The sequence below is a fragment of the Acinetobacter geminorum genome (assembly GCF_013009345.1).
Lineage (GTDB): Bacteria > Pseudomonadota > Gammaproteobacteria > Pseudomonadales > Moraxellaceae > Acinetobacter > Acinetobacter geminorum.
Genome location: NZ_JABELE010000002.1, coordinates 236,528 through 262,133 on the forward strand (window position 1 = coordinate 236,528; position 25,606 = coordinate 262,133).

The 25,606-nt window shown below is 38.2% G+C and carries 25 protein-coding genes, 1 tRNA gene and 2 pseudogenes; 13 read left to right on the plus strand and 15 right to left on the minus strand.

Translation table 11 applies throughout. The features are described 5' to 3' along the window. Positions 1–126 precede the first annotated feature (126 nt). Both HJG58_RS02900 and HJG58_RS02905 read right to left on the minus strand, forming a co-directional pair. Positions 127–336 carry a cold-shock protein gene (locus tag HJG58_RS02900; RefSeq protein ID WP_014206275.1) on the minus strand — a complete coding sequence of 70 codons (210 nt, stop codon included), beginning with the start codon at positions 334–336 and terminating at the stop codon, positions 127–129. A 241-nt stretch (positions 337–577) separates the two neighbouring features. Beyond that, positions 578–898: a hypothetical protein gene (locus HJG58_RS02905; RefSeq protein ID WP_032038393.1), complete on the minus strand. Its 321-nt coding sequence runs from the start codon at positions 896–898 to the stop codon at positions 578–580. A gap of 385 nt (positions 899–1,283) precedes the next feature. On the opposite strand from HJG58_RS02905, the gene HJG58_RS02910 reads away from it, so the two are divergent. From HJG58_RS02910 to HJG58_RS18855, 3 genes are all read left to right on the plus strand, one after another. After that, entirely contained in the window at positions 1,284–1,436 is a 153-nt protein-coding gene (locus tag HJG58_RS02910; protein WP_081405284.1) for a hypothetical protein, read from the plus strand. 172 nt (positions 1,437–1,608) lie between these two features. Continuing rightward, positions 1,609–1,725 carry a hypothetical protein gene (locus tag HJG58_RS02915; RefSeq protein WP_119026689.1) on the plus strand — a complete coding sequence of 39 codons (117 nt, stop codon included), beginning with the start codon at positions 1,609–1,611 and terminating at the stop codon, positions 1,723–1,725. Positions 1,726–2,065: 340 nt separating this feature from the next. Beyond that, the gene (locus HJG58_RS18855; protein ID WP_216076495.1) at positions 2,066–2,299 is read left to right on the plus strand and encodes a hypothetical protein; all 234 of its coding nucleotides are present in this window, start codon (positions 2,066–2,068) and stop codon (positions 2,297–2,299) included. A 158-nt stretch (positions 2,300–2,457) separates the two neighbouring features. Here HJG58_RS18855 and HJG58_RS02925 read toward each other — a convergent pair whose 3' ends face one another. After that, positions 2,458–3,084 (minus strand): hypothetical protein, encoded by a 627-nt coding sequence (locus HJG58_RS02925; RefSeq protein ID WP_216076491.1) that lies wholly within the window; start codon positions 3,082–3,084, stop codon positions 2,458–2,460. 160 nt (positions 3,085–3,244) lie between these two features. Further along, complete coding sequence (gene eat / locus HJG58_RS02930; protein ID WP_170247869.1) at positions 3,245–4,660, minus strand: ethanolamine permease; 1,416 nt, start codon at positions 4,658–4,660, stop codon at positions 3,245–3,247. Positions 4,661–4,841: 181 nt separating this feature from the next. Between eat and HJG58_RS02935 the strand changes: the two genes are divergently transcribed. From HJG58_RS02935 to qhpR, 3 genes are all read left to right on the plus strand, one after another. After that, the gene (locus HJG58_RS02935) at positions 4,842–5,843 is read left to right on the plus strand and encodes a phosphotransferase enzyme family protein (RefSeq protein ID WP_170247870.1); all 1,002 of its coding nucleotides are present in this window, start codon (positions 4,842–4,844) and stop codon (positions 5,841–5,843) included. Between the two features lie 74 nt (positions 5,844–5,917). Further along, positions 5,918–7,243, plus strand: a complete 1,326-nt coding sequence (locus HJG58_RS02940) for an HAD family hydrolase (protein ID WP_170247871.1) — start codon at positions 5,918–5,920, stop codon at positions 7,241–7,243. A 297-nt stretch (positions 7,244–7,540) separates the two neighbouring features. Then, complete coding sequence (qhpR, locus tag HJG58_RS02945; protein ID WP_170247931.1) at positions 7,541–8,575, plus strand: AraC-like transcriptional regulator QhpR; 1,035 nt, start codon at positions 7,541–7,543, stop codon at positions 8,573–8,575. A 147-nt stretch (positions 8,576–8,722) separates the two neighbouring features. Here qhpR and HJG58_RS02950 read toward each other — a convergent pair whose 3' ends face one another. Further along, positions 8,723–10,063 carry an aspartate aminotransferase family protein gene (locus HJG58_RS02950; protein WP_170247872.1) on the minus strand — a complete coding sequence of 447 codons (1,341 nt, stop codon included), beginning with the start codon at positions 10,061–10,063 and terminating at the stop codon, positions 8,723–8,725. Positions 10,064–10,466: 403 nt separating this feature from the next. Between HJG58_RS02950 and mutS the strand changes: the two genes are divergently transcribed. From mutS to HJG58_RS02975, 5 genes are all read left to right on the plus strand, one after another. Further along, positions 10,467–13,106: a DNA mismatch repair protein MutS gene (gene mutS, locus HJG58_RS02955; RefSeq protein ID WP_049069168.1), complete on the plus strand. Its 2,640-nt coding sequence runs from the start codon at positions 10,467–10,469 to the stop codon at positions 13,104–13,106. A 61-nt stretch (positions 13,107–13,167) separates the two neighbouring features. After that, on the plus strand, positions 13,168–13,698 hold the full coding sequence (locus HJG58_RS02960; protein ID WP_170247873.1) for a GNAT family N-acetyltransferase: 531 nt from the start codon (positions 13,168–13,170) through the stop codon (positions 13,696–13,698). A 343-nt stretch (positions 13,699–14,041) separates the two neighbouring features. Beyond that, positions 14,042–14,365, plus strand: coding sequence for a ferredoxin FdxA (gene fdxA, locus HJG58_RS02965; protein ID WP_002051033.1), 324 nt, complete (start codon positions 14,042–14,044; stop codon positions 14,363–14,365). A gap of 130 nt (positions 14,366–14,495) precedes the next feature. Next, the gene (locus tag HJG58_RS02970; RefSeq protein WP_005802595.1) at positions 14,496–15,218 is read left to right on the plus strand and encodes a D-Ala-D-Ala carboxypeptidase family metallohydrolase; all 723 of its coding nucleotides are present in this window, start codon (positions 14,496–14,498) and stop codon (positions 15,216–15,218) included. 137 nt (positions 15,219–15,355) lie between these two features. Beyond that, positions 15,356–16,024: an O-methyltransferase gene (locus HJG58_RS02975; RefSeq protein ID WP_002115787.1), complete on the plus strand. Its 669-nt coding sequence runs from the start codon at positions 15,356–15,358 to the stop codon at positions 16,022–16,024. Positions 16,025–16,140: 116 nt separating this feature from the next. Here the strand turns inward: HJG58_RS02975 and HJG58_RS02980 are convergent, their stop codons facing one another. The 10 genes and pseudogenes from HJG58_RS02980 to HJG58_RS03025 all read right to left on the minus strand — a co-directional run bounded on the left by HJG58_RS02980 (position 16,141) and on the right by HJG58_RS03025 (position 23,720). Continuing rightward, positions 16,141–16,983, minus strand: a complete 843-nt coding sequence (locus HJG58_RS02980) for a universal stress protein (RefSeq protein ID WP_002115820.1) — start codon at positions 16,981–16,983, stop codon at positions 16,141–16,143. 155 nt (positions 16,984–17,138) lie between these two features. Further along, positions 17,139–17,750, minus strand: a complete 612-nt coding sequence (locus HJG58_RS02985) for a DapH/DapD/GlmU-related protein (RefSeq protein ID WP_216076492.1) — start codon at positions 17,748–17,750, stop codon at positions 17,139–17,141. Continuing rightward, positions 17,743–18,342 carry an IMPACT family protein gene (locus tag HJG58_RS02990; RefSeq protein ID WP_170247874.1) on the minus strand — a complete coding sequence of 200 codons (600 nt, stop codon included), beginning with the start codon at positions 18,340–18,342 and terminating at the stop codon, positions 17,743–17,745. Before HJG58_RS02990 ends, HJG58_RS02985 begins: the two co-directional genes overlap by 8 nt. Before the next feature lie 93 nt (positions 18,343–18,435). Then, positions 18,436–18,807, minus strand: a pseudogene (locus HJG58_RS02995) (HlyD family efflux transporter periplasmic adaptor subunit); the annotation flags it as partial. A 1-nt stretch (position 18,808) separates the two neighbouring features. Continuing rightward, positions 18,809–20,065 (minus strand): annotated as a pseudogene (locus HJG58_RS19145) (TolC family protein); the annotation flags it as partial. Between the two features lie 273 nt (positions 20,066–20,338). Next, entirely contained in the window at positions 20,339–21,082 is a 744-nt protein-coding gene (gene lptB / locus HJG58_RS03005) for an LPS export ABC transporter ATP-binding protein (RefSeq protein ID WP_002122331.1), read from the minus strand. Further along, positions 21,082–21,630: a lipopolysaccharide transport periplasmic protein LptA gene (lptA, locus tag HJG58_RS03010; RefSeq protein ID WP_170247876.1), complete on the minus strand. Its 549-nt coding sequence runs from the start codon at positions 21,628–21,630 to the stop codon at positions 21,082–21,084. Before lptA ends, lptB begins: the two co-directional genes overlap by 1 nt. Continuing rightward, positions 21,614–22,162, minus strand: a complete 549-nt coding sequence (lptC, locus tag HJG58_RS03015; RefSeq protein WP_170247877.1) for an LPS export ABC transporter periplasmic protein LptC — start codon at positions 22,160–22,162, stop codon at positions 21,614–21,616. The genes lptA and lptC overlap by 17 nt, the downstream gene beginning before the upstream one ends. Before the next feature lie 37 nt (positions 22,163–22,199). Further along, on the minus strand, positions 22,200–22,739 hold the full coding sequence (locus HJG58_RS03020) for a KdsC family phosphatase (RefSeq protein ID WP_002122322.1): 540 nt from the start codon (positions 22,737–22,739) through the stop codon (positions 22,200–22,202). Between the two features lie 3 nt (positions 22,740–22,742). Further along, entirely contained in the window at positions 22,743–23,720 is a 978-nt protein-coding gene (locus HJG58_RS03025; RefSeq protein WP_170247878.1) for a KpsF/GutQ family sugar-phosphate isomerase, read from the minus strand. A 213-nt stretch (positions 23,721–23,933) separates the two neighbouring features. Here HJG58_RS03025 and cysS point away from each other — a divergent pair, with 213 nt between their 5' ends. Then, on the plus strand, positions 23,934–25,355 hold the full coding sequence (gene cysS / locus HJG58_RS03030) for a cysteine--tRNA ligase (RefSeq protein WP_170247879.1): 1,422 nt from the start codon (positions 23,934–23,936) through the stop codon (positions 25,353–25,355). A 63-nt stretch (positions 25,356–25,418) separates the two neighbouring features. Next, positions 25,419–25,494 (plus strand) — tRNA-Gly (locus tag HJG58_RS03035). Positions 25,495–25,606 lie beyond the last annotated feature (112 nt).

The following is a 25,606-nucleotide window of genomic DNA, read 5'->3' on the forward strand; positions in this document are numbered from 1 at the left end:
TCTGAATATGATATTATTGTTTATCATTATAATAATTTATATTTTTAATTTATTTAAAATTATCTTTATGATTAATATACTAAAAACAAAAAAAGCACCTAAGATGCTTTTTTTATTTTTAAAATATTATTGGGCAATAATATTAGTAGCTGTAAGACCTTTTTGTCCTTGAGCTATATTAAAACTAACACGTTGACCTTCATATAAGGTTTTAAACCCAGAGCTACTGATTTCTTTAAAATGTGCAAAAACGTCTGGGCCTGTATCTTGTTGAATAAAACCAAAACCTTTGGTTTCATTAAACCATTTCACTGTACCGATTGCTGTATTAGACATAATATATCCTTTGATTTTTAATAATATAAAGCCATATTTCATGACTCATTAAACTTTGAAAAAAATAATAACAAATTGAGTTTAAGATCTTAAAAAAACGAAGGATTATGAATAAAACTACGATACTAAAAGAGGATTTACTAATAAGTCTTTTTTTCTAGTTAAACCCAGTATACGCCAAATAAATATTTATACAACATATTTAAAAAATATTTATTTTATTTGCTATCACACCACACTTTTAAAAATAATAACTTCTAGATACAGAAATACTTTTTACAAATCCCGCCAACCAAAGAATAAATTCATGTTCATTATCAAAATTAGGGAGAAGGCTTAAATCAATTTTAACAATACGCTCTTTCATTGGCCTATTTAAACAACTTTCAAAATCAATAACAGGATATTTTAATTGTAAATTGTTTATAGCTGCTTCTTTTTTAATTTCAATTAACAGTCTATTCAGACAGTCAATTAAATCCTTAGAGGACTGATTTTTAAAGTGAATATTATTGTAAACACTTTCAGCCACATCAAAATATTTTTTCATTTCATCATCCATATTTCCCTCATTTTTTAATTAATTTGATTGAGTATGCATGTAAAACTGTATCTTTATGTTGTATAAATATATTTACAGATCGAATCCCCCACTTTAGTTAAAAATATTTCCTCCACTTAAGAACTTAAAATAATATATTTAAATAAATTATAATTATCAAAAAACCATTAAAAACAATAGCTCTCTAGCTATATGTTAACTCTTGTATTTGATTAAAATTTTCTTCCACTTATATATCAACAGTCTATTTGATTCAAAGAAACATTATGTCGAGAATTAAGCACTTTTACGCACATATCTCTACATAGAGTTCTCATAATCACCGCAATGTAAGCGAATTAAAGGCCTACGATAAAGCTTCCTTACTATTATTAAGAAGTTTAAAATGTCTGATTTCAAAGAATTTTCAAAAAAAACCACCCAAAACCAAAATGATTCTAATGCTCAACCTAATGAGGATAAAACTGAAAAACCCGTACAATCGCCTGAAGAAGAAAATAACCCTAAAGAAAATAATAATGAAGAAAAAAAGGAATAAAATAATTGATAGCTCAAAAGCTCTATATTAAATAGAGCTTTTGTTTAACATCATATTAATTAAAACGTTTTATTCATTTTCCATATAGAATCTAAAAAACGCTAATACATATATTTATTTTTAATTTAAACAAGTTCTAATCTTTTATTTAATATTAATTCAACTCTTCTTTGTGCATCACAAAAATCAATCTCTTCACTTATCCAAAATGTATGAAGCTGCCCATGTAGATGAAAATGCTCTTTATTATATTCGGATCCATGATCAGAATAATGACTATCTACTCTGAAATGATTTTGATCGTCTTTTCTTTTTTTCCCATCAAGTATACCGCCAATACAGATATCCATTTTAATGCCAATAATTAATCGAAATTGACTATAACACATAGTGCACTGTGGCTTTAAAAAGAGTTGTTACTATTATCTTTACAGCATCATCAAAAATTTATGTTTGCAGCATATCTCCTTAAATTTAAAGAGAATAAATATATATTTTGCATATCTAAAATGCTTTGATATGTAATATAAATATTGATTTATCTAAAATTTATAACATTTTCAAAATAATTCTTCTTACAGTAGATAAATCACTATATGCTGAATACACCTCTTACAGAAATTATTCCAATGTCACAGCAGACTCTGCTACAAGAATTGAACTCCAGAATCGACTATTACTCCACCAGAACAGACTATCCACTACGAAGAATTTTGATAGGTTACCGAGCATATGCAAAATTGATGTTATGTTCAGCTTTTTCAGATGAAGTTATAAATTCTGCAATTGACCCCAATAAACGGAAATATAAGAAGTTAAAAATTAAAGTCACAAAAGATGACCACCAACTCGACCTTGAATGAATCGATCTAACTAACAAATGAAAATTTCCTTGTGCTCATTTACCGCCCCAATGACCGCAAAATGACAATGACCAATGCCAGCAATATTGTTGTGAACATCTAGATAATGATGCCCTACTGCTGCCCCTTTGAACCAAGAAAATAATTTGCTCTTAAACTTATTTTTTCACAGGAAGTAGTAAAACAGGGTCTTCAATATCGTACCCAGTTTCTTCTGGAATCCCCAGATATTTAACGACAACCAACCTCTTATTGTGTTTAGGCACGCTATAATTTTGGGAAATTTTTATTGCTTTGGTGTAATGAACCGCAACATGGGTCTTACTTTGTAAAGACGGCGATTTTACAACATATTCTGTTTTATATTGCGTGATCTTTCCTGAAGGATCAAACCAAGACGATACTTGATTCTGATGAGTTTTTAATGTTTGAATTTTTACGATCTTACTATTACTTACGACTAATGGGGTTAAATTCTTTTTAATTTTATTTAGAGCTTTATCAAATGCTCTACTATCTTGATCATAATCAATCTTATGTGTTTTTGGATTGATATAGAGAGATTTAACTTCAATCAGTTTATCAGGCGATTTACTATTTAATAGATAATAATAGAGTTGTGGTAGACGTCCTCGACCATCTTCATAGTGTCTTAATACATAAAGTTTCTTCTCTTTTTGCTGATAGCCCAATACTTCAATTTTTTGTCCACCGCCCACTGTCGCATAACTATGTGCGGATAAGGTAAGAATGGTGCTAAAAGTTAGAAATTTTAGAAATTTCATGAGTTCATATCCGTGTGATCTGGTAACTATATTGTATAAATATCAATCAGATTAAAATGATATTTGAGTAAGTACTACTTGCTGTTTTTATATTCTTTTGTACAGAAGTATAAAACTTAAAAAAGAGGCCGAAGCCTCTTTATTTTTAACCCACTTAAAATTAGTCATCAATCATGGCGAACTCTTGCTCAGGTGTGCCTTTCACTAAATGATGACGGCTATATAATAAGTAATAGAGTATAAATCCAACATAAATCAGCGCGGCCAATAACCAAACTTTTGGATTGACCATTAAACCTGCAACTACAGCAACAGCAGCGAGAACCAAGGCAATACAAGACGTCCACATTCCACCAGGCGTTTTATACGGGCGTGGTAATTCAGGGCGAGACAAACGTAATTTGATATGTGAAAGCATCATCAACACATAAGAAATTGTTGCGCCGAATACAGCCATTAAAATGAGTAAGTCACCCTCACCTGTTAAAGAAAGTAAGAAGCCGATAATGCCCGGAATGATAATGGCCCAATATGGCGCTTTATTTTCATTGGTGAGCGATAAATTTTTTGGCAAATATCCCGCACGTGACAATGCAAAAATCTGACGCGAATATGCATAAATAATTGAGAAGAAACTTGCGACCAGTCCAGCAAGACCTACAAAGTTAACAAAGCTCGCTAACCATGTGTGCTGACCATACACAGCAATGAGTGCGTCAACCAAAGGTGCCCCTGAATTTTTTAAAGCATTTGAACCCGCTGCACCTGCTCCCAAAAATAAGATTAAAAGTGCAAACGATGCCAATATCAACATTGAACCAATCAAACCTCGTGGCAATGAACGTACTGGATCTTTTGCTTCTTCGGCAGCCAGTGGCACCCCTTCAACTGCAAGAAAAAACCAGATGGCATACGGTACTGCGGCCCATATTCCCATATAGCCAAACGGTAAAAAGCTACTTGCACCTGCATGAGAACTGACTGGAATATCAAATAAACGCGCACTTTCAAAATGTGGAAGCATCGCAACAATGAATACGACCAGTGCAATACAAGCAACGGCGGTAATTCCAAACATGATTTTAAGTGCTTCACCTGCACCTTTCAGATGAATACCCATAAAAACTAAATAACAAATTAGATAAACAGCCCAGCCTCCAATTCCAAAGAGTGATTCGCAATAAGAACCGATAAATACGGCAATGGCAGCAGGTGCAATTGCATATTCAATTAAAATCGCAGTCCCTGTGAGGTAACCTCCAAAAGGACCAAATGCAACGCGGGCAAAACTATAGCCACCGCCAGCGGTAGGTAACATCGTCGACATCTCAGACATTACAAAGCTCATGCAGAGATACATAAACGCAACGATGACTGTTGCAATAAAGAGTCCTCCCCAGCCACCTTGTGCCAGCCCAAAATTCCAACCTGCAAAGTCACCCGAAATGACGTAAGAAACACCCAGCCCCACTAAAAGTAACCAACCTACTGCCCCCTTTTTTAACTGACGTTTTGCAAAATACTCTGCGTCCTGTTGTAGAGCACCCACATCTACGCTTAATTCTGACTCTTTCATTGTCGTATTGCCTTATCGACTAAATTTACAACACCAATAGTTGCGCAAAAGATATTCATAAAACTTGACAGCAAAACATCTCCCCGACCACTTGAAGTCAAGTTGATTCATTTTTTCTTTTATAAGATCGACGGCATCTCAACACAGAACGTGTTTAAAAATTAAATTGAGGAGTTGGGTTATGTCTGTAGAACAAAATGAATTTTTAAGCCAAGTTCAATTACAAATACTGGCAGAACAAGCAATTAAGCAATATCCCTCGGAATATCAAGGACAGGTCAAACTGCTGTGTCAGTCTGAAAATGCAACCTTTCAGATTTCAACTGGTTCTACCCGATATGCGCTTCGAATTCACCGTCCCAACTACCACAGCAAACTCGATATACAAAGCGAGCTTGAATGGTTAGATGCTTTAAATGCGAGTGGTATTCAAGTTCCTGTTGCGATTGCAGATCAATCAGGTGAGCGTGTCATTACTTTAAAACTATCGAATGATATTTATCGTTATGCAGTCCTTTTCAACTGGGTTGAGGGCGATATGCCGACTGTTGAAGTTGACCCCACTGCATTTGAGCAATTAGGGCAAATTACCGCAAAGTTGCACGTACATAGTAAGACATGGCAAGCGCCTGAAAACTTTCAACGTATTGTGTGGAATCATGAAACCATGATCGGTGCGGATGGACACTGGGGAAACTGGAAAAATGCACCTCACTTGAGACAACAAGACCACAGCGTTATTGAAGAAGCCATTGTACAAATTTCGAAAGATTTAAATTTCTTTGGTAAAACCCAAGAACGCTATGGCCTGATTCATGCCGATTTGCGTTTAACCAATTTATTACTACAACAAGAACGTATCGGTGTGATCGATTTTGATGACTGCGGAATGAGCTGGTTTATGCATGATCTCGCCGCTGCGATTAGCTTCAATGAACATTATGCAAATGCACCTCATTGGGTTGATTACTGGTTAAAAGGCTACGAGCGCGTAGGTCATATTCAGTCTGAAGAATATGAAATGATCCCAACTTTTATCATGCAACGCCGCATTCAAATGATGGCTTGGAATGGTTCTCACGCACAAACAGAAATGGCTCAAAGTCTTGGTGATCAATGGTCCAATGAAACTGTGCGTCTTTGTAAAAAATATCTAAACGGTCAAATGCCTGTAGGAATTTGAAAAGTGGTTTAGATCGCTTTTCTTCATTTTCAATTTTTAGTTTTTAAATTTTATAGAATTTAAAGGAAGGGTTTATGCAAGCTACCCATCAACTGAGCAAAGTTGCCAAAACACTATTACTCACCAGTAGTCTGGCAAGTATGATTGCTCTAAGCGCATGTAACTACAGCCCTATACAAAATACATCTCCCGCAGTCGCTATTCCCAAAAAGGAATATATACAAAAAGGTCAATGGGACGCTTTTAACTTTGACCAACTTAATCAATTAATTGCTACCTATGGAAAAGATAGCCCTAACTATAACCCTGAAAAACGCCCATATATTGTCACTGACTTTGACAATACTTCGGTATTTTTAGACATCGAAGAAGCAACGTTAATTTATCAGCTTGAACATTTAGCATTTAATGTCACGCCAGAGCAGCTTAATCAGATTATTCGTAAAGGAATCAGCTCGCAAAATTTTGAAGCAGCCTACAACAACCAGCAAGGCCAAGCTGTCAATATTGATAAAATTGCCCCAGATATTATTGCCAGCTATACATGGCTTTATCACCACTATAGCGGTCTAAAAGGTAAGCAAAGTCTGGATCAAATTAAACAAGATCCGCATTATCTCGATTTCATTACTAAAATGAGATATCTATATGCGGCGATTGGAGACACGTTTGACCATGAAGTTGCATATCCGTGGGTCACTTATTTATTTACTGGGCTTACCGAACAACAAGTCCGTAATTTGGTGAAAGCAACGGTGGCTTGGCAAATGCAGCAACCGATTGGACCCGTGACATGGACCTCTCCCGCTGCACTTTCGGGTCAAGCAGGCGTTGTGAAAACCACTTGGGAAAATGGTTTAAGACCATACCGTGAAATGCAAAATCTATTTAAGGCCTTTCAGGATAATGGCATTGATGTCTATGTCTGTTCGGCATCTTTTATTGATGTGATTAAGGAAATTATTTCTAATCCAGAGATTGGCTATAACATTAATGAAAAAAATGCCTACGCCATGGAGTTAGAACGAGATGCACAAAATCGAATTTTACCTGAGTTTCGTCATGGCTATGCGCAAACTCAAGGTAAAGGCAAAACTGCAACCATCCAGCGTTTTTTAATCTCTAAATATGGTTACGGACCAATTTTTATCGCAGGTGACAGTGAAGGCGATCAAAATATGATGCAAGATTTTGCAACGACTCAGAAGGTTCTGATTATTAATCGATTACGCAGCCCAAGTTCAGATATCGGCAAGTTTTCTCAGCAGGCTGTACAGGGCTATGGTCAAGCCAATACTAAGTTTTTACTACAGGGCCGCGATGCCAATACAGGTCAATTTAGACCTTCAATGGCCAGTTTAAGTTATGGTGCGCAAACGGCAAAAACTACAAAAAATTAGTATTTCACTTATTTTCTCATGCCTACAATACATGTTGTATGCATGAGAAGCTGCTTAATTTCTTGTTTTAGTTCTGCCCTTTTTGCCTATCTCTAATGCATTTTCTGCCTTCTTTTAGTTCGCTACCCAACCTAAAGATATCTTCTTAAAGAATCAAACCTGAAACTTAAAACAGCAACACATAAACCATTATTTTATAAATACTTTTAACCACACAAAATCATGGACGTAAGCAAAAACTGGTATGGCTTTTGCTTAATATAATAATAGTTAGGAATAAATATCATGAGACTTGACATGTTACATCTCAATCCAGCTCATCTTGTCGATTCAAATATGTGTAATCAAGGTGTATTGTCTGCAGCCGCCTCTGGATTAAGCGAGTTTATTCATCAAAAAGGTGCAGATGTTGATCGTGTTTTAGGAATTAGTGGTATTAATCCTGAACTTCTAGTCAGCCCAACTTTGAGCTTACAACTACCCAATTATTGCAAGGTGCTAGAACAGGCGGCATTGGTTTCAGGTTGTGATAATTTTGGTCTGCATTATGGTCAACAGTTTCAACCGAAATCATTAGGGCTTATTGGTTACATCGGTCTTTGCTCAAACACATTAGAGTCTGCACTCATGAACATGACCAATAACTTTTATTTGCATCAGAAAGATACCCTCAATCGAATGGTCGATTTAGGAGATAGCTGGCGCATAGATTATCAGGTTCAACACGGCGCGATTTTAACTCGTCGCCAAGATGCAGAACTGACTATGGGCATGTTTATGAATGTGATCCGTGAAGTGATGGGTCCTCATTATTCACCACGCGCGATTCACTTTGAGCATACTCGACCTGAATTCTGGCAAGAACATAGCAAATTATTTAATGCGCCTGTTTATTTTGATCAGCCTTTTAACTCCATCATCATTTCAAAAAAAGACGTCCAGCATACTATGCCGGGCCGTGATTCTATTTTATTAACAGTGATTCTAGATACATTGCACCTACTCAATCGCGCTTCACCAAGTCAATGTCTTGCAGATCAGGTCCGTTCTCACATACAACTTGAACTCAGTGAAGGTGAACCAAACCTTGAAAAAATCGCTCATGATATTGGTTTAAGTAGTTGCACCCTTACCCGCCGTTTAAAAACTGAAGGACTGACCTTTACCCATTTAGTCGATCAGGTCCGTTGTGAGTTGGCCGAGCATTATATTAAACAGAAAAATATTCCAATTTCAGAAATGGCATTCTTATTAGGTTATTCAGAAGTAAGCGCATTGTCTCGTGCGTTTAAACGCTGGTTTGGTGTTACACCCCGTCAATTAAGACACTAAAACATCACAAATACAGGCCTTGAATAAAGGCCTTTTATTATTTAAGTAATTCAAGATATCTTCTAAAGATGCATAAGATATTAACAATAAAATACCCCTCAAATTAGATTTAACATCCAACTTGAAGGGTATTTTTTATAGAAGGTCTTACTTTAATTTTGTTAAGGCTTGATCTAAAGCACCGACTAACCAATCGATATCTTTTGTTTGGAAAGCCAGAGGTGGGCGCAGTTTCAATACATTGCCATAAGGACCTGCAACTGAGGTTAAAACTCGATGAGTATTTCTGAGCTCTTCAATAAGGTTCAAAGCCAATGCTTTATTCGGTTCTTTTGTGCCTCTATCTTTAACCAGTTCAAATCCTATAAACAGACCAGCGCCACGGACATCACCCACCACTTCATGTTTGTCCATAAGCTTAGTGAGTTCTTTTAGAAGTAGCCCTCCCACATATTTACTATGGGTTTGCAATTCTTCTTCCTGAATGACTTTAAGTACAGCCTGTGCCGCCGCCATAGAAACAGGATTACCGCCAAAGGTATTAAAATATGGAATTTTATCGCTGAAAGCAGCAAGGACTTCACTCTTAGCTAAAAGCCCTGACACAGGGACACCATTACCCATTGGCTTACCTGTGGTAATTACATCAGGAACAACGTTGTGACGGCCAAAGCCCCAGAAAGCGTCGCCAGTGCGAGCGAAACCCGGTTGTACCTCATCAGCAATAAAGATTCCCCCATTGGCATGCACGACATCAACCGCTTTTTGTAAGAACCCAACAGGATTAGGCATCACACCATCAGAAGAAAATATGGAGTCCGCTAAAAAACCTGCAAACTTGATGCCTTTTGCGTTCATATCGTCAATTTGCTGTTGAATCTGCTGTGCGAACCATTCACCTAAATCATCAGTTTGAATCCGATAATAATCAGGTGCCGGAACTAGGCGAGTTGTATCATCTAAAGGTTGTTCAGTTCCAAGTGCTGGAGAACATCCTGAGGTTAAACTACTGGTCCCATGATAGGCTTCTTGAGACACAATAATTCCTGTGCCACCGCTATATTCGCGGGCAATACGAATCGCTAAATCATTCGCTTCCGAACCTGTACACATATACATGGCACGGTCAATTTCATCGGGAGTGGTTTGTAAGAGTTCTTCGGTATAATCCAAAATATTTTCATGTAAATAACGGGTATGGGTATTGAGCATTTTCATTTGCTCATTCACCGCTTCAATGACCGCAGGATGACAATGACCAATGCTGGCAACATTGTTGTAAACATCCAGATATTGATGACCTGCTGCATCCCATAAATATTGCCCCTGACCTTTCACCAGATGCACGGGATTACGATAAAACAAGCGATAGGACTCACCTAAAATTTTATTTCTTTTATCTGTCAGTTTTCGGGTAGCATGATCCAGCTCAGCAGCATGTTCTGGACGAAAGCTATTGGTATCCATAATGGTTGAACGCGTACCCATGAATGACTCCTCTATTTATATTCAGCATACTTTTGCACAAGACAATGACTGACGTAGGCAATTCATACGCTGATTCAACATATTTCAGTATTTGATTGAAGTTACGCAAACCATATTGCTTAAGTATGTTGAAAAAAACTTGACCTCAGACCACTTAAGCCACAATTTGAAGTCAACTTATTGGTCTTATATTTCAGAGCTTCACTACTCTTTTTTTCAATAACTCAAATTTGTTACCATTACACATCTGGAGTGACTCCAATTCGCTTTATACTATGGATGCCAATTTTCAAAGTTCATCCAGTTGTGTTCTTTTCTTGAATGACATTCATTTTTAAAAGACTTGAAATTGGTTAGATGACCAAACGTAAAATATTACTGATTTTTTAAGGGTTTAATACGCATGAATAGCGCTGAAATCATGGCTGACTTATCTTCTCACACACCTATGATGCAGCAATATCTCAAAGTTAAAACGGACTATCAACATGCGTTGCTGTTCTACCGTATGGGTGACTTTTATGAACTCTTCTTTGAAGATGCTCATTTAGCAGCCAAACTTTTAGGCATTACCTTAACCCATCGTGGCAAAGCCAGTGGCCGACCTATTCCAATGGCAGGTGTTCCCTATCATTCGGCAGAAGGTTATTTGGCGCGTCTTGTTAAAGCTGGGCGCACGGTAGCCATTTGCGAACAAGTTGGAGAAGTAACAGGCAAAGGCCCTGTTGAACGTAAAGTTGTTCGTATTCTGACCCCAGGTACATTAACTGATGATGCATTACTCAGCAGTTATCAATCATCTAATCTCGTTTCATTGTGCATTCATCAAAACCAGATCGGTTTTGCTTTACTCGACTTGAGTGCGGGCATTTTTAAAGTTCAACAACAAGATTACAAGCCAGAACAATTACCTATTGAACTTGCGCGTTTAATGCCAAGTGAAATCTTGATTGATGAAGACTTGGTCGACACCAATATTATTGAACAAATTAAAAAGCATTTAGATTGCCCTGTTACTAAACGTCCAAATGTAGACTTCAACCTAAATAATGCACAAAAAACCTTATGTGACCAGTTTACGGTATCAACACTTTCAGGTTTTGGTTTAGACCCATTACCTTTGGCCAAAGCTGCTGCCGCTGCACTTATTCACTATGCAAAAGAAACCCAAAAAACTGCATTACCACATATTCACTCAATCCAACTTGAACAAAGTACTGACTTTATTGCGCTCGACCCAATTACACGTCGCAACTTAGAAATTATCGAGCCATTATTTGAACACGGAACATCATTATTTCAACTGGTAAATGACTGCCAAACTGCAATGGGTGGCCGTCTATTAAGCCGCACACTCATGCAACCTGTGCGTGATACTGCATTGCTTGATGCTCGTTTAGATGCGATTGAACAACTCATTCAGGGATATCACGAAAACCCAGTTCGGTTAGTGCTTAAAGAAATTGGTGATATTGAACGTGTGCTTAGCCGGGTTGCGCTAGGCAGTGCACGACCACGTGATTTGGTGCAACTTCGTCATGCGTGCGCACAAATTCCAGCTTTAAGAACGGCGTTAACTCCAGTCATTCAAGCGAAGAAATCTAAATTATTAGTTCAACTAGATGAAGAACTTGGAGACTTCAAAGCGCTTCATCAGCATTTAATGGCAGCTATTGTTGAAAACCCACCGGTATTACTTCGTGATGGCAATGTAATTGCAGAAGGATATGATGCTGAGCTTGATGAATTACGCCAAATTCGTGATCATGCAGGTCAATTCTTAATTGATCTAGAAATTAAAGAGCGTGAACGTACAGGCATTAATACCCTTAAAATCGGCTATAACCGTGTAAGCGGTTACTACATTGAACTCACTCGTGCTCAAGCAGAACAAGCGCCAGCCGACTATATTCGTCGTCAGACTTTAAAGAATGCTGAACGCTACATTACCCCTGAGCTTAAGAGTTTTGAAGATAAGGTCCTGTCGAGCGAGTCACGTGCGCTGTCACGTGAAAAAGCATTATTCGAAGCTTTGCTTGAAAACCTTCGCGAAAATATCGCTCATCTACAAATGATGAGTTCAGCAATTGCTCAAATTGATGTCATTGCAAACTTTGCTCATCAAGCACGTTTAAACAATTGGGCGCGCCCTGAATTTACTCCGGAAACGGGCATTAAAATTCAGGCAGGTCGTCATCCTGTCGTTGAAGCATTAAATAAAGCACCATTTACCCCAAATGACACTTTCCTTGATGCTCAGCACCGCATGGCAATTATTACCGGTCCAAACATGGGCGGTAAATCAACCTTCATGCGCCAAACAGCATTAATCAGTTTACTTGCTTATTGCGGTAGCTATGTTCCGGCGAAAGCCGTCAAACTTGGTCCAATTGACCGAATTTTTACACGTATTGGTTCAGCCGACGATTTATCTACAGGCAAATCAACCTTTATGGTCGAGATGACTGAAACTTCGCAAATTCTGCATCATGCCACCAACCAGTCGTTGGTATTAATGGATGAGGTTGGCCGCGGAACCAGTACCTATGACGGTTTATCTTTAGCATGGGCATGTGTGGTCGATTTAACCAAGCGCGTAAAATGTTTATGTTTATTCGCGACTCATTATTTTGAGTTGACCGAACTTGGTAGTGAAGCAGGAATCGATAACTATCATGTCACGGCGCAAGAACTGAATGGCAATCTGATTTTATTGCATAAAGTTCAACAAGGCCCTGCAAGTCAAAGTCATGGTTTACAAGTTGCAAAATTAGCGGGTATTCCTGCCAATGTTATTAAAGAAGCGCAGAAGCGTTTACGCATTTTAGAAAAACAGCAGCAACAACATCTACAAACCAGTTTTCAAAATGATTTGTTTGCTCCACCTGATGCAAACTCTGGTTCACAAATCATAGAGAAAGTGGTCGAAATTGAAGTTTCATCCCCTGCTCTAGATTTACTTAAACAAATTGAAGTCGATAACTTATCGCCTCGTCAGGCACTTGAACAACTCTACGAGTTAAAAGCTGCACTCAAATCTTAATAAAGTAATTCCGAATAAGCAGGCTTAGGTCTGCTTATTCATATCGGAGAATAATATTTATATGATCTTAAGATCTTTACAAAATTCAGAAATCGATCTTATTTGGCAGCACATTAGCCGCCGTGAATTAATCACTCAAAACTACATACAAAAACAGCAAAAGCTAGAATTGGTTGATTGTTTTTTTGATGTACAAAATTGGGATTCATATCATTTAGAAAATGACCCACCTAAACTCAAACAACTCTTTGCACAAGGTTCAATATTTGTCGGTGCATTTGATGCTTCTGAAAAGCTCGTTGGTATAAGCGTAGTCTCAAATCAACTTATAGCGAATTACCCCCAAGCAAAATTACTCCACTATTTCTATGTCGATGCAAACCAACAAGGTCAAGGCATTGGCGCTAAGCTTATGCAAGCCGCAAAAGAGTCAGCCAAGCAACTCGGTGCAGACCAACTGTATATTTCAGCAACCCCAAGTCGACGCACTGTGGACTTCTATATGAAACATGGCGCGCAACCGTTAAGTGCTCCAGATCAACAACTTTGGCAGCTCGAACCTGAAGATATCCATTTACTATGTAAGCTTTAGCTCTAAAAATTTAAGTTTTTTTAGGAAAAAAACCATAAATCAAAATTTGTAAAAGAAAAAATAAAAAGTTAAGGCGTTTAATAAAATAGATGCCTTGACTTAAATGACATCTAAATAATTAAATAAAATATTTTTTAAGTTATTGTTTTATAAAATATATTATTATTTTGATTTTATAGATTACGCTTTATTCACCATAGAAGATCTGTTTGATTATCAACATATTAACTTATCTTCATATGCATGAATAAAGAATATCAATAAAAGCAATTGTTTGTTTACCCCTTTTTTGCCTAAAATAAGCTATTCGAAATGAAACCATATTTTTTAGGTAGCTGTCGCCATGACCTTTGTTGTCACTGAAAATTGTATTAAATGTAAATACCAAGATTGCGTAGAAGTTTGTCCTGTAGACTGTTTTTACGAAGGTCCGAATTTCCTAGTGATTAATCCGGATGAATGTATTGACTGTGCATTATGTGAACCAGAGTGCCCGGCAAATGCAATTTTCTCTGAAGATGAGCTACCTGAAGGTCAAGAAGTATTTATTGAATTAAATGCTGAACTTTCTCAAAAATGGCCTAACATTACTCAAATTGGCGATCAACCAGCTGACCGTGAAGAATGGAACGGCAAACCTGATAAATTACAATATCTTGAAAAGTAATTTCAAAAAGATCAGCAATCGCTGATCTTTTTTTATACCCTATTCAAACATTTCATTGCAAATTCCTCGTAATTTGTGCACTGTTTTGCATTAAAATACCTGCAATATTTATAAGTGCTTAATTTTTCTTATGCGGAAGTTTTTGCAGAGTCTGGTGCCCTTATGCATAATCCCAGCGGTTATGGTAGGTTGTGTCAGCTCTCCCCAACACACAACAACAGGCAAAACCTCTCCAAGTGGTAAACGAATCTTTATTCCACAAGAGCGCGTTATTATCGAGCGCCCAATTCCCCCTAAAGTTGAGCCTGCATCTTATCGAAGTTGGTTAAGTTCTGGTGAAAATTACCAACGTGTTCGTGAATACGAAAAATTCTTAACCCGAAATAATGTTGCAGGCATTGTACCAAGCTTTGAGTTATTACGTTCAGCACGTGATTGGCAAAAATGTGGCCGCTCTGAATATGCTGTACCTAATCGCGAATTATGGGGAAATTCTTTATCTACCCTACGCGTATTTAAATATTTAGTTGCAGCAAAAGTTCTTACCGACTTTGAAGTGACTTCGGTTTACCGAGATTTACCTTTAAATGAATGTGCAGGTGGCGCAAGCTCATCTAAACATTTATTTAACTCGGCAATCGATTTCCGTATTGGTCCTGAGTTCCCACAAGCTCAAGATTATGCATTTATCGAAAATACCAAGTTTAAACTTTGTCAGTTCTGGGCTCAGCATGGTCAAAGCTTAAATATGGGTATTGGTCTATATAGTTCCGGGCAAATTCATATTGATACTCAAGGCTATCGTACTTGGGGCCCTGACCTCACCCGAAACAGTTCGATGTGTAATTTCTAATAAAAAACTCCTTTCAACTGAAAGGAGTTTTTTTATTGTACATTTCCCAATCAACCAAAATTTCTTGAAACGAAGATTTTTGCACTCTATGCATAAACGTTTAAAATAGCCCGATCAACATATAGGTAAATTTGATTATGCAGCAGATGTGGACAGACATTGACCAATATATCGATTCACATTTAATTCCCGAAGACCCGCGACTCGAATATGCATTAAAGAATACCGACGAACACGGCTTTTCAAATCATCTTGCAGTAGCTCCTAACCAAGGTATGTTCTTGCAGATGCTTATTCAAATGAATAAATGCAAACGAGTTTTAGAAATCGGAACCTTTGCTGCATACAGTACCATCTGGTTAGGTCGTGCCTTACCTGAAGATGGTTATTTACTCACAATAGAAGGCCGTGCTACTCATGCAGAAATGGCACAAAAAAATATCGATCATGCCAATCTTCCTGTAAAAGTTGATCTTCGAGCTGGCCGTGCTGCAGATATCCTTTCTGCGATCGATCCTCAATCTATCGAGCCTTTTGATTTTATTTTCATTGATGCAGATAAACAGGGTTATCCTGAATATTTAGAATTAAGTCTGAAATTCTCAAGATCAGGTACGATTATCGTACTCGATAATGTAATTCGAGCAGGTGATATTTTAAATCCTGACAATAAAAAACCGAGTATTGAAGGCATCCGTGAAATGTTTAAAGCCTTAGAAAATCATCCGCAAATATTGTCTTGTACAGCCTTACAAACAGTTGGCTCAAAAGGTCATGATGGCTTCGCAATTGCAATTGTGAAATAATGGTTAAAAAATCATCTTTTTTATTTTATTATTTATAATCAATTAATTACTTTTATTACTGTTGCTTTTCCATATAGTTATCCACAAGATTTGCGGATAACTATATGCAAATCTCATCATTTAGCCACAAGTAATGGTACAGTCGCGTTTCGGAATATGGTTGTCGCAATACTTCCCAAGAAGAATTGATGAATTTTGCTATGACTAAATGCCCCTAACACAATGATTTGAATACCGTGTTCTTGTTGGTACTCTAAAATATTTTGTGCAACATCACCATAACGGTAAACGGTGACTACATCTAGACCCGCTTGTTTAAGATAATGTTCTGGTTCATTTAATATTTCTGGATGATCACCTACATATACCAAATGACATTGCAGTGTTCGCAATAAGTCACTTTGGGCAATACGGCGCATCATTTTTTGACAAGTTGGCGAATATTCATAAGCAAAGATAAATCGTGTTGGCACTTTAAAGTTTTCACCAATGGTCAAAACAGTACAGTTCGCACCGCGGATGAAGTTTTCAACATTGCTACCGATTGGTTTGTGTTTCTCGGCTGCTCTTTCCCCGACTCGACCTAAAATAACGATGTCATTTTCATGTAAGAGATTAAAACTTTGTTCTAAAAAATCACCTTTTTCTTGAATTTTTGAGCTAGTAATTCCGTGTTTTTCTTGAATAAGATCAGAAATATGGCGGAGTAAATTATTACTATAATCTAACGCGAGTTCACTTTGTTTTTGCTCTAGCTCAGCTAACTCTTTTAGCAGCATTGCATTGCTTTCAAAGCCGATTACCCCACTAATTTCACCAAGATGGTAACTGGCTGGGTAATAGTCCAGAATTTGTAATAATACAAGTTCCCGTCCGGTCGCTTTAGCAACCCATGCTGCTGCATCAGCAATAGCATTAATACACGGTGATGAGTCAATACACGCAATAACACGGTTCATGTTAGCCTCTCTTCTTCAGGTCTATTGCCTTGGAGATTATTATTAAAACTTAGCTTTAACTTAACATAGATAAAAATTGGTATGTTAAGGTTTATGTATAAAAATCAACTTTTTTGTTTAAAGATCAAACATTTTATTACATTCTTGAGACTGCATTATTCTCTTAAACGAATAAATTTTGCGGGATTTCCGCCAACAATATGGTACGGCTCAACATCTTTAGTCACCATACTATTCATCCCGACCACAGCATGTTTACCGATTTTTATACCGTCTTTGATTCCCACATGCGCACCCAACCAAACGTCTTGCTCAATTTCAATTCCTTTAGAAGTAACTGGCTGCTGGTAAAGTGGACGGTCTAGTTGCATCCCATGGTCAAATGCATATAAATGGCAATACGCGGCAATACGGACTTGGTCATGCAACTTTATGCCCGTTCGTCCCCCATCTAAAATACTATGATGGTTAATCGCGACTTCATTGCCGATTTCCAGCGGTCCATGCAATGTGCAATCAGCCGCAATAAAACTATTATCCCCAATAATAATTTTGCGGCCTGGTTCAGCAAAGATATGTGCTAGCGGTGAAATAAAACAATTTTCACCAATCTCAACGGTTTCCATATCCATTAAATAAGCTTGATATTCTTTTTGCCACTCTTCAGCCCAAGCACGGTTTTTAGGTTTTAAAGTCCAATATAACCATGGCATATAGTTTAAGCGGTGCTTATGTTGCTCACGATATTTCAGTAAGGAATCAGTCATCTGTTAATTCCTCTTCAATTTTTAATTCTTCACGACCACGTGTTACGTCTCTGAGTTTTAAGGCAAGCGGTTCAATTTGATGTATCTGTAGTCTCGCTTCAATATCTACACCTGTTGCCGTATAGGTTTCCTGATATTCAATCTGTTGTTGAGTCAGCTCATATTGAAATATGGGCCATTCATTAAAATGACACGAAAAGTGAATTGTCTTCTTTGCAATGAGTTCAATATGTTCAGCCAATAATAAACATTGTCCAGCACAGCCACCGTATGCTCTCACAAGGCCGCCCGTTCCCAGTTTTATACCGCCATACCAGCGGTTAACCATTACAATAATATTCGTCAGGTCATTCCCTTCAATGGTCGCCAAGATTGGACGCCCTGCTGTTCCTGACGGTTCACCATCATCGTTAAAGCGTACGTTATGCCCAATTTTCCACGCCCAACATTGGTGAGTGGTCGAGATATCCTTGTTGTATTCTAAAAATTCTTTAACCTGCTGTTCATTTTCTACTGGCGCAGCAATCGCCTGAAATCTACTTTTTTTAATTTCTTCTTCAAATGTAATCTGTGATGCAATCGTAAAAGCCATAAATAAGATAAAGCATAATAAAAATCAAATTATAACGTGAATTTAATAGAATCAAACCGATAAAAAAAGCCCCGAATATCGGGGCTTTTTTTATTATCTTTCTCGTAACGCTTCTTTGGCTTTGTTGAATGGTTTAAGTAAGTAATCCAGTACCGTTTTTTCACCTGTACGAATATCTACTGTTGCCACCATACCCGGTGTAATACCGTATGCCTTACCTTGTTTATTATAAAGCTTGTCGGAATCAGTGCGGATATAAACACGATAATAGAATTGGTCCTGTTTTACTTCATCACGAATGGTATCTGGTGAAATAACCGTAACCTTACCTTTTAAACCACCATAAATTGAGTAGTCATAGGCCGTGATTTTAACCAGCGCTTCTTGTCCCGGACGAATAAATGCAATGTCACGCGGTAAAATACGCGCTTCAATCAGCAGTTGTTCGTCAATCGGTACAATGGTCTTCGCGTGTACGAACCGTTGTCGCTTGGCGGTTGGCTAAAACCTGCATTTGACGTTGTTTATTTTCAATTTGTTCACGGCTAGTTCTGATCTGATCGAGCACATCCAGATACACAGAATTCACTTTAGATTTAGCGGCTTCTTCTGCATAACTTGCCATTTTTACTTGGGAAGAAACTGCCCCACCTTGATAAAACTGGCTGGTGGCTTCAAGCATGATGGAACTATATAAACCGTCGTCCTCATCATTGTTTGGGTTTTTTCCATTAATGGCCTGACTGACCGAGCCTTTCACTGCCAAAGTTGGATAACGAGTTAAACGAGTCTGTTCCTTTTGAGCTTTAGCCACTTCAATACCCGCTTGTGCAGCGATCATTTTTGGAATGGTATTAAACTCAGGCTCACCATATAAATCAGATACTTTCACCAAATCATCTGAAATAATCCAACCTGTACGCGAAACATCAGCACCCAACAATGTTCTTAAATGTTGTTGGTACTGACGTAATAAAGATTGCTGTGCAATCAAACCGGACTGTGCAGCTTGTAAATAAGACTGAGCTTGGATCGGGTCAGCCTGACTGCTAATACCAGCATTCGCACGTAAATTAGCGATTTCCTGAATTCGCTGAATACCCGCAATTTGCTGCTCGGCAATTTTATTTAATTGGAGATAGCGCTGAATATTGATAATCGACTGAGCCACATCAAGTGCAATATCATCAATGCTGACCAACACATTCGCCTGCTCGACTTGGAGTTTAGCCTTCTCAACCGATACGCCTGATTTGACTTTACCAAAATCATAAAGCATTTGAGTTGCGTTTAAAGTCAATAACTGCCGACCACGTTCACCACTACTCAAGTCTCCTGTGGTAATACCACCTGAAATTTGAGGATAGTAACCTGCCTTCGCAACATCAATACCAGCGTTTTGGCCAGCTAGAGTTGAAATGGCTTGGGAAATATCAGGGTTACGCTGGATGGCGATTTTCACCGCTTCCTGTAGAGTCATTTTCCTTGATGGCAAATTTGAATAAGATGAAGCTGCTCTATCATTGAGCTGAACAGTCGGAAACTCCTGCACTCTAGAACGATCTAGCCTAAAATTACTCAACTCTTGCATCTTAGCGACTTTAAATTCATCACTACTTTTAGGGGCAAAAAGTTGTGATAAGTTGTCTTTTAATGTGTGATATTGCTCACTTGGTTTAGCGGCATATATCACCATAGGTACATGCAGTGAAGTTAAAAGCATCAACCCTTTCAGGAAAGCTGGCTTTTTACATGTCCTTTTTACTCTTCTCTGGTTATATCCAATCATGCTTGTCTTGTTGATCTTGTTTGTTATCGTTTAAAAGCTTTTACATTCTACATATTTTTTTGCATAAAGAAGCATAAATGCAGGAATAATTCACACATTACTTTTTCATCAACTAAAGATTCTAATTTATTGTTTTTAAAAAATAAATATAAAAAAACTAAAAAGAGGTACTGACCTCTTTTTAGCCAAACAGATTAACTTTTTTATTTAAACTGTAAAATCGTCGCCTAAATATACTTTACGGACTTGTTCATTATCCAAAATTTCTTGTGGAGTACCTTCCGCAATTACCGCCCCTTCGCTCACAATATACGCACGTTCACAGATTGCCAAAGTTTCACGTACGTTATGGTCTGTGATAAGCACACCAATGCCACGATCTTTTAAGGTTTGGATAATATCTTTAATATCACCTACCGAAATTGGATCGACACCGGCAAACGGTTCATCAAGTAACATAAACTTAGGATCAGCAGCCAATGCACGCGCAATTTCAGCACGGCGACGCTCACCACCAGACACACTCATTCCTAATGAATCTTTAATATGACTGATTTTAAAGTCATTCAACAATTCAGTAAGACGTTGTTGGCGCTGTTGCTTATTTAAGTCTTTGCGTGTTTCTAAAATAGACATAATATTTTCAGCAATTGTCAGCTTTCTAAAAATAGAAGCTTCTTGCGGAAGATAGCCGATTCCCTTACGTGCCCGTTCATGCATTGCTAAATCAGACATATCGAGATCATCAAGGTGAATTTCACCTTTGTCCATACGCACTAGTCCAACAACCATATAGAAGCTTGTTGTTTTTCCTGCTCCGTTAGGGCCAAGCAAACCAACAATCTGTCCACTTTGCATACTAAAAGATACGTCTTTGACGACCCAACGTTTACTATAGTTTTTTGCTAAGTGCTTAATACACAAAGTTTGGGGTTGAAGAGCTTGTTGCATTAGTCACGCGCTCCTGGGAAACTTTTTGAAGTTGATGGCGGAATAATAATTTGAACACGGTTTGATGATGAACCTTGAGCTTCAACATCGCCTTTGTTCATACTATATTTCAACGAGTTACCACGGATGCTTGAACCATCTTGATATAGATATGCACCACCAGTCAAAGTAATAATGCCTGTATCTGCATTATAAACAATGGTTTGCCCCTCGCCTCGTGCAAGGCCCTTGTCAGCACTAATTTGCTGTTGGAATTTAGACGGTCTACCTTTGGCAGTAATCGTTTGAATTTCACGTTTAGAGTTAAGCGTAGCAACAATCGAGTCGGCTTGAAGCTTCATCGTACCTTGCTCAATCACAACATTACCCGTATAAGTCGTCAAACCGGTTTTTTCATTATAAGTTGCACGATCTGCCACTAACGAAATTTGTTGATTACGGTCAGACGGTAAAGCAAAAGTCGAAGCAGATGATAAAGCAACGAATGTAATTACCGCAGCTTGTTTTAGGAAAGCTGAAGAACGTTTTAAATTAAGACTTTGGTACATACTTTCCTCGAATATTAAAAAATTCGTACTGACCATTATTCAAATTAGCTTTTAGTCCTTTGCTGACAAAATCGCCCTGCGGAGATTGAACAATCACTTGGTGATCGGTTTCAATTTCTCTGGTTTTTGGATATCCGGTTAACTCATCAGTTTGGAACTCAATCTTCCCTTGTGGCGCCAGTTTGGTTGCGACCACATCACCCGATAAAATAACTTTACGGTTATCATCGTAGCCATTTGCCTGTTTTGCAAAGAACGTCGCATCAACTTTGCCATCTTTATACATCGAGGCATTAAGTTGATCCAACTTTGATGTTTTTTGTTGCATATCCTGTTCAAGCTGACGAACTTCAGCACGAATATACAAATTGCCTTGATCATCAGTTTGAGTCAAATGGACGCCCTGCGCTGAATATGTCATATTCTTCGCAGAACCAATGTCTAGTTTTTTTGCCTTGCCACTATAGTAGTAGTAACCACCACTTATAGCAGCAACCACTACAGCAACAATTGATAAAACTCTGGTATCCATGAGCAGGAATAGCCTACCTTTTTAAGTAATCTTATTATTAATGCGGTACTGCAAGATATTTTTCAAGAAGTTCTTGGTAAATGCCTTTTGCGATCAGCAACATATCACAGACTTCACGCACAGCACCACGCCCACCCATCGACTGCGTCACTAAATGCGCACGGCGACGTACTTCTTCGTGACCATTTGGCACAGTAACGCTCATACCTGCGATTGCAAAAGCAGATAAATCAGGCCAATCATCGCCCATATACAAGCAATCAGACGGCAAAATATTAAACTGCGCACAAGCTTCACGAAGTGCTGAGCCTTTGTCTTCACGGCCTTGAAAAACGAGGTCTACACCTAAATCAGACATACGTTTTTCAACAATATTACTTTTTCGACCTGTAATAATGATGACTTTCATGCCGGCTTGCTGTGCAAGCTTCATTCCTAAACCATCACGAATATCGAATGATTTAATTTCATCGCCACTATTGGTTAACGTTACGAAGCCATCACTCAAAATACCATCAACATCCAGAACCAATGCCTGTAAATGACGTGCTTGTTCTAACAATGCATAAGATGCCATTGATTAATTTACCCCTGCCTGAATAAGGTCATGCATACTAATTACACCAATCACTTTGTTTTGGTCATCTACCACCACAAACTGACTAATTTTTTTCAGGTTCAGCTGTTGTAGAGCTTCTACCGCACGTGCTTCTTGAGAAATCGTTGATGGTTTTTTTGTCATCACTTCGGAAACAGGCAAATTCACATCGAAACCTTGCTGTTTATCAATTAAACGGCGCAAGTCACCATCGGTGAAAATACCAAGCAAATGTTCGTGTTCATCTACAATTGTCGTCAAGCCTAAACGTTTATTAGAAATTTCATAAAGCACTTGATTCATTGGTGTATCTGGTGAAACTTTTGGCAGTTCATCGCCTGTATGCATCAGATGTTTTACATGTAAAAGTAAGCGTTTACCCAACGCACCTGCTGGATGCGAACGAGCAAAATCATCTGCGGTAAAACCACGCGCTTCAAGTAAAGCAACGGCCAGTGCATCACCCAATACTAAAGTTGCTGTCGTACTCGACGTAGGCGCCAAACCTAATGGGCACGCTTCGTCAGACTCACCTAAAGTTAAAGCGATGTCAGCATTTTGTGGCATTGGGCCTTTATCATCACGGCTAATCGTAATAAGAGGAACGCCAAGATGTTTGATTAAAGGCATCAACATCATGATTTCATCACTTTTTCCAGAATTGGAAATCGCAATTAAAACATCACCACGAACCAGCATTCCCAAATCGCCATGTCCAGCTTCGCCCGGATGCATAAAGAAAGATGGTGTACCAGTTGAGGCGAAAGTAGCAGCCATTTTACGGCCAATATGCCCTGACTTACCCATGCCAGTGATCACAACACGACCTTTACACTGTAACAATATTTCACAAGCTCGATTAAAACTGTCACCAATTTGTGTTGCTAACACGTCTAAGGCTTGTTGCTCAATACGCAATGTTGCTAATGCGCTGCTTTGGAAATCTGTAGGATTGGGCATACGAGTTTGACTCAAAATAATTGATCTGATCTCTTGTGAAGATCGGTGATTTTAATCAAAAGATTTGGGGGCATTCTAACATAACTCAATCATCTACACGTTTTTAAATGTATAAGATTTCACAAGCTTATAAAATTCTTGCATAAACCTTTGTGAAAAATGATGCATCAGTTATGATGTAACACTGTTTTTGTTGAGTGTTTGAAAACCCTTATGCAACCGTTTGTTTTATATAACTCTGAGCAACGAAAAAAAGTTGAATTTGTACCTCGCAAAGAAGGTCACATCGATATGTACGTCTGCGGTATGACCGTTTACGACTACTGTCATATCGGGCATGCTCGAGTTATGGTTGCATTTGACTACATTATTCGTTTCTTACGTAGTCAAGGCTGGAATGTGCGCTACATTCGCAACATTACCGACATTGACGACAAAATCATCAAACGTGCGAATGAGAATGATGAAACAATCCAACAACTCACCACTCGTTTTATCGATGCAATGAATGAAGATGCTGCGAACCTAGGCTGTTTAGCTCCTGATGAAGCACCTAAAGCGACTGAATATATCGACCAGATGCAAAATATGATTGGCAATTTGGTGAATAAAGGCGCTGCCTACCCTGCTTCAAACGGCGATGTTTATTTTGAAGTGACCAAATTTGAAAAATATGGTCGCCTCTCTGGTCGTAAGCTTGATGATATGCAAGCTGGTGCGAGTGAGCGTGTTGATGTAGAAGTTGAAAAGAAACACCCTTTTGACTTTGTACTTTGGAAACATGCAAAAGAAAATGAACCATCTTGGGCATCTCCTTGGGGTAATGGTCGTCCAGGTTGGCACATTGAGTGTTCTGCAATGTCGACTTGCTGCCTAGGCAATCACTTTGACATTCATGGTGGTGGTTCAGATTTAATGTTCCCGCATCATGAAAATGAAATTGCGCAAAGTGAAGCTTCGACTGGTGAGCAATATGTAAACTACTGGATGCATGTTGGCTTCATTAACGTTGACGGCGAAAAGATGTCTAAGTCTTTAGGCAACTTCTTTACGATTCGTGACGTGATGGAGAAATTCCACCCTGAAGTGATCCGCTACTTTATTGTGTCTTCGCACTATCGTAGTCCTGTGAACTTCTCTGATGTGGCACTCAAAGAAGCAAAAACTTCTTTAACTCGTTTCTATCATTCATTTAAAGCTTATCAACAAGTGTACGGTCAGAAGACAACTGAAACGCTTGATCAAAGCTTTATTGAGCGTTTTAACAATGCAATGTGTGATGACTTCAATACTGCTGAAGCAATGGCTGTATTGTTTGAACTGAACAAAGAGTTAAACCGTGCTGTAAAAGAAGAGCAAGCTGACCAAGCGACTGTGCTTTATTCGACATTACGTCACCTCACCAACATTTTAGGTTTGGTACAACACAATGTAGATGATTTTTTAAAATCAGATATTGGACAAGAAGCGCTTGCTTTGTCTGATGCTGAAATTGAAGATTTCATTCAACAACGTGTTGATGCGAAAAAAGCAAAAGACTTTGCTAAAGCGGATGGTATTCGCCAGTCTTTGCTCGACCAAGGTGTGGTATTAGAAGATACGCGTCAAGGTACAGTTTGGCGCCGTGCTGATTAAACGTTCAATTAGATCACAAGAGTGTTGACACTTTAATGAAACACTCTATAATGTGCTCACATTGCGGGAATAGCTCAGTTGGTAGAGCATAACCTTGCCAAGGTTGGGGTCGCGAGTTCGAGTCTCGTTTCCCGCTCCAAGATTTAAAAACCACTTAATTCAAAAGAATTAGGTGGTTTTTTATTGTCTGGTAGTTATTTGCTTTGATTAATTAGACTATTCAACTAACCTATACTTTAAGTATTAAAAAA

What these genes read in the sequence shown, in the direction of transcription:
- HJG58_RS02900 (WP_014206275.1), bottom strand. Translation starts at nt 336, where the DNA reads ATGTCTAATACAGCAATCGGTACAGTGAAATGGTTTAATGAAACCAAA.
- HJG58_RS02905 (WP_032038393.1), bottom strand. Translation starts at nt 898, where the DNA reads ATGGATGATGAAATGAAAAAATATTTTGATGTGGCTGAAAGTGTTTAC.
- HJG58_RS02910 (WP_081405284.1), top strand. Translation starts at nt 1,284, where the DNA reads ATGTCTGATTTCAAAGAATTTTCAAAAAAAACCACCCAAAACCAAAAT.
- HJG58_RS18855 (WP_216076495.1), top strand. Translation starts at nt 2,066, where the DNA reads ATGTCACAGCAGACTCTGCTACAAGAATTGAACTCCAGAATCGACTAT.
- HJG58_RS02925 (WP_216076491.1), bottom strand. Translation starts at nt 3,084, where the DNA reads ATGAAATTTCTAAAATTTCTAACTTTTAGCACCATTCTTACCTTATCC.
- eat (WP_170247869.1), bottom strand. Translation starts at nt 4,660, where the DNA reads ATGAAAGAGTCAGAATTAAGCGTAGATGTGGGTGCTCTACAACAGGAC.
- HJG58_RS02935 (WP_170247870.1), top strand. Translation starts at nt 4,842, where the DNA reads ATGTCTGTAGAACAAAATGAATTTTTAAGCCAAGTTCAATTACAAATA.
- HJG58_RS02940 (WP_170247871.1), top strand. Translation starts at nt 5,918, where the DNA reads ATGCAAGCTACCCATCAACTGAGCAAAGTTGCCAAAACACTATTACTC.
- qhpR (WP_170247931.1), top strand. Translation starts at nt 7,541, where the DNA reads ATGTTACATCTCAATCCAGCTCATCTTGTCGATTCAAATATGTGTAAT.
- HJG58_RS02950 (WP_170247872.1), bottom strand. Translation starts at nt 10,063, where the DNA reads ATGGGTACGCGTTCAACCATTATGGATACCAATAGCTTTCGTCCAGAA.
- mutS (WP_049069168.1), top strand. Translation starts at nt 10,467, where the DNA reads ATGAATAGCGCTGAAATCATGGCTGACTTATCTTCTCACACACCTATG.
- HJG58_RS02960 (WP_170247873.1), top strand. Translation starts at nt 13,168, where the DNA reads ATGATCTTAAGATCTTTACAAAATTCAGAAATCGATCTTATTTGGCAG.
- fdxA (WP_002051033.1), top strand. Translation starts at nt 14,042, where the DNA reads ATGACCTTTGTTGTCACTGAAAATTGTATTAAATGTAAATACCAAGAT.
- HJG58_RS02970 (WP_005802595.1), top strand. Translation starts at nt 14,496, where the DNA reads ATGCGGAAGTTTTTGCAGAGTCTGGTGCCCTTATGCATAATCCCAGCG.
- HJG58_RS02975 (WP_002115787.1), top strand. Translation starts at nt 15,356, where the DNA reads ATGCAGCAGATGTGGACAGACATTGACCAATATATCGATTCACATTTA.
- HJG58_RS02980 (WP_002115820.1), bottom strand. Translation starts at nt 16,983, where the DNA reads ATGAACCGTGTTATTGCGTGTATTGACTCATCACCGTGTATTAATGCT.
- HJG58_RS02985 (WP_216076492.1), bottom strand. Translation starts at nt 17,750, where the DNA reads ATGACTGATTCCTTACTGAAATATCGTGAGCAACATAAGCACCGCTTA.
- HJG58_RS02990 (WP_170247874.1), bottom strand. Translation starts at nt 18,342, where the DNA reads ATGGCTTTTACGATTGCATCACAGATTACATTTGAAGAAGAAATTAAA.
- lptB (WP_002122331.1), bottom strand. Translation starts at nt 21,082, where the DNA reads ATGCAACAAGCTCTTCAACCCCAAACTTTGTGTATTAAGCACTTAGCA.
- lptA (WP_170247876.1), bottom strand. Translation starts at nt 21,630, where the DNA reads ATGTACCAAAGTCTTAATTTAAAACGTTCTTCAGCTTTCCTAAAACAA.
- lptC (WP_170247877.1), bottom strand. Translation starts at nt 22,162, where the DNA reads ATGGATACCAGAGTTTTATCAATTGTTGCTGTAGTGGTTGCTGCTATA.
- HJG58_RS03020 (WP_002122322.1), bottom strand. Translation starts at nt 22,739, where the DNA reads ATGGCATCTTATGCATTGTTAGAACAAGCACGTCATTTACAGGCATTG.
- HJG58_RS03025 (WP_170247878.1), bottom strand. Translation starts at nt 23,720, where the DNA reads ATGCCCAATCCTACAGATTTCCAAAGCAGCGCATTAGCAACATTGCGT.
- cysS (WP_170247879.1), top strand. Translation starts at nt 23,934, where the DNA reads ATGCAACCGTTTGTTTTATATAACTCTGAGCAACGAAAAAAAGTTGAA.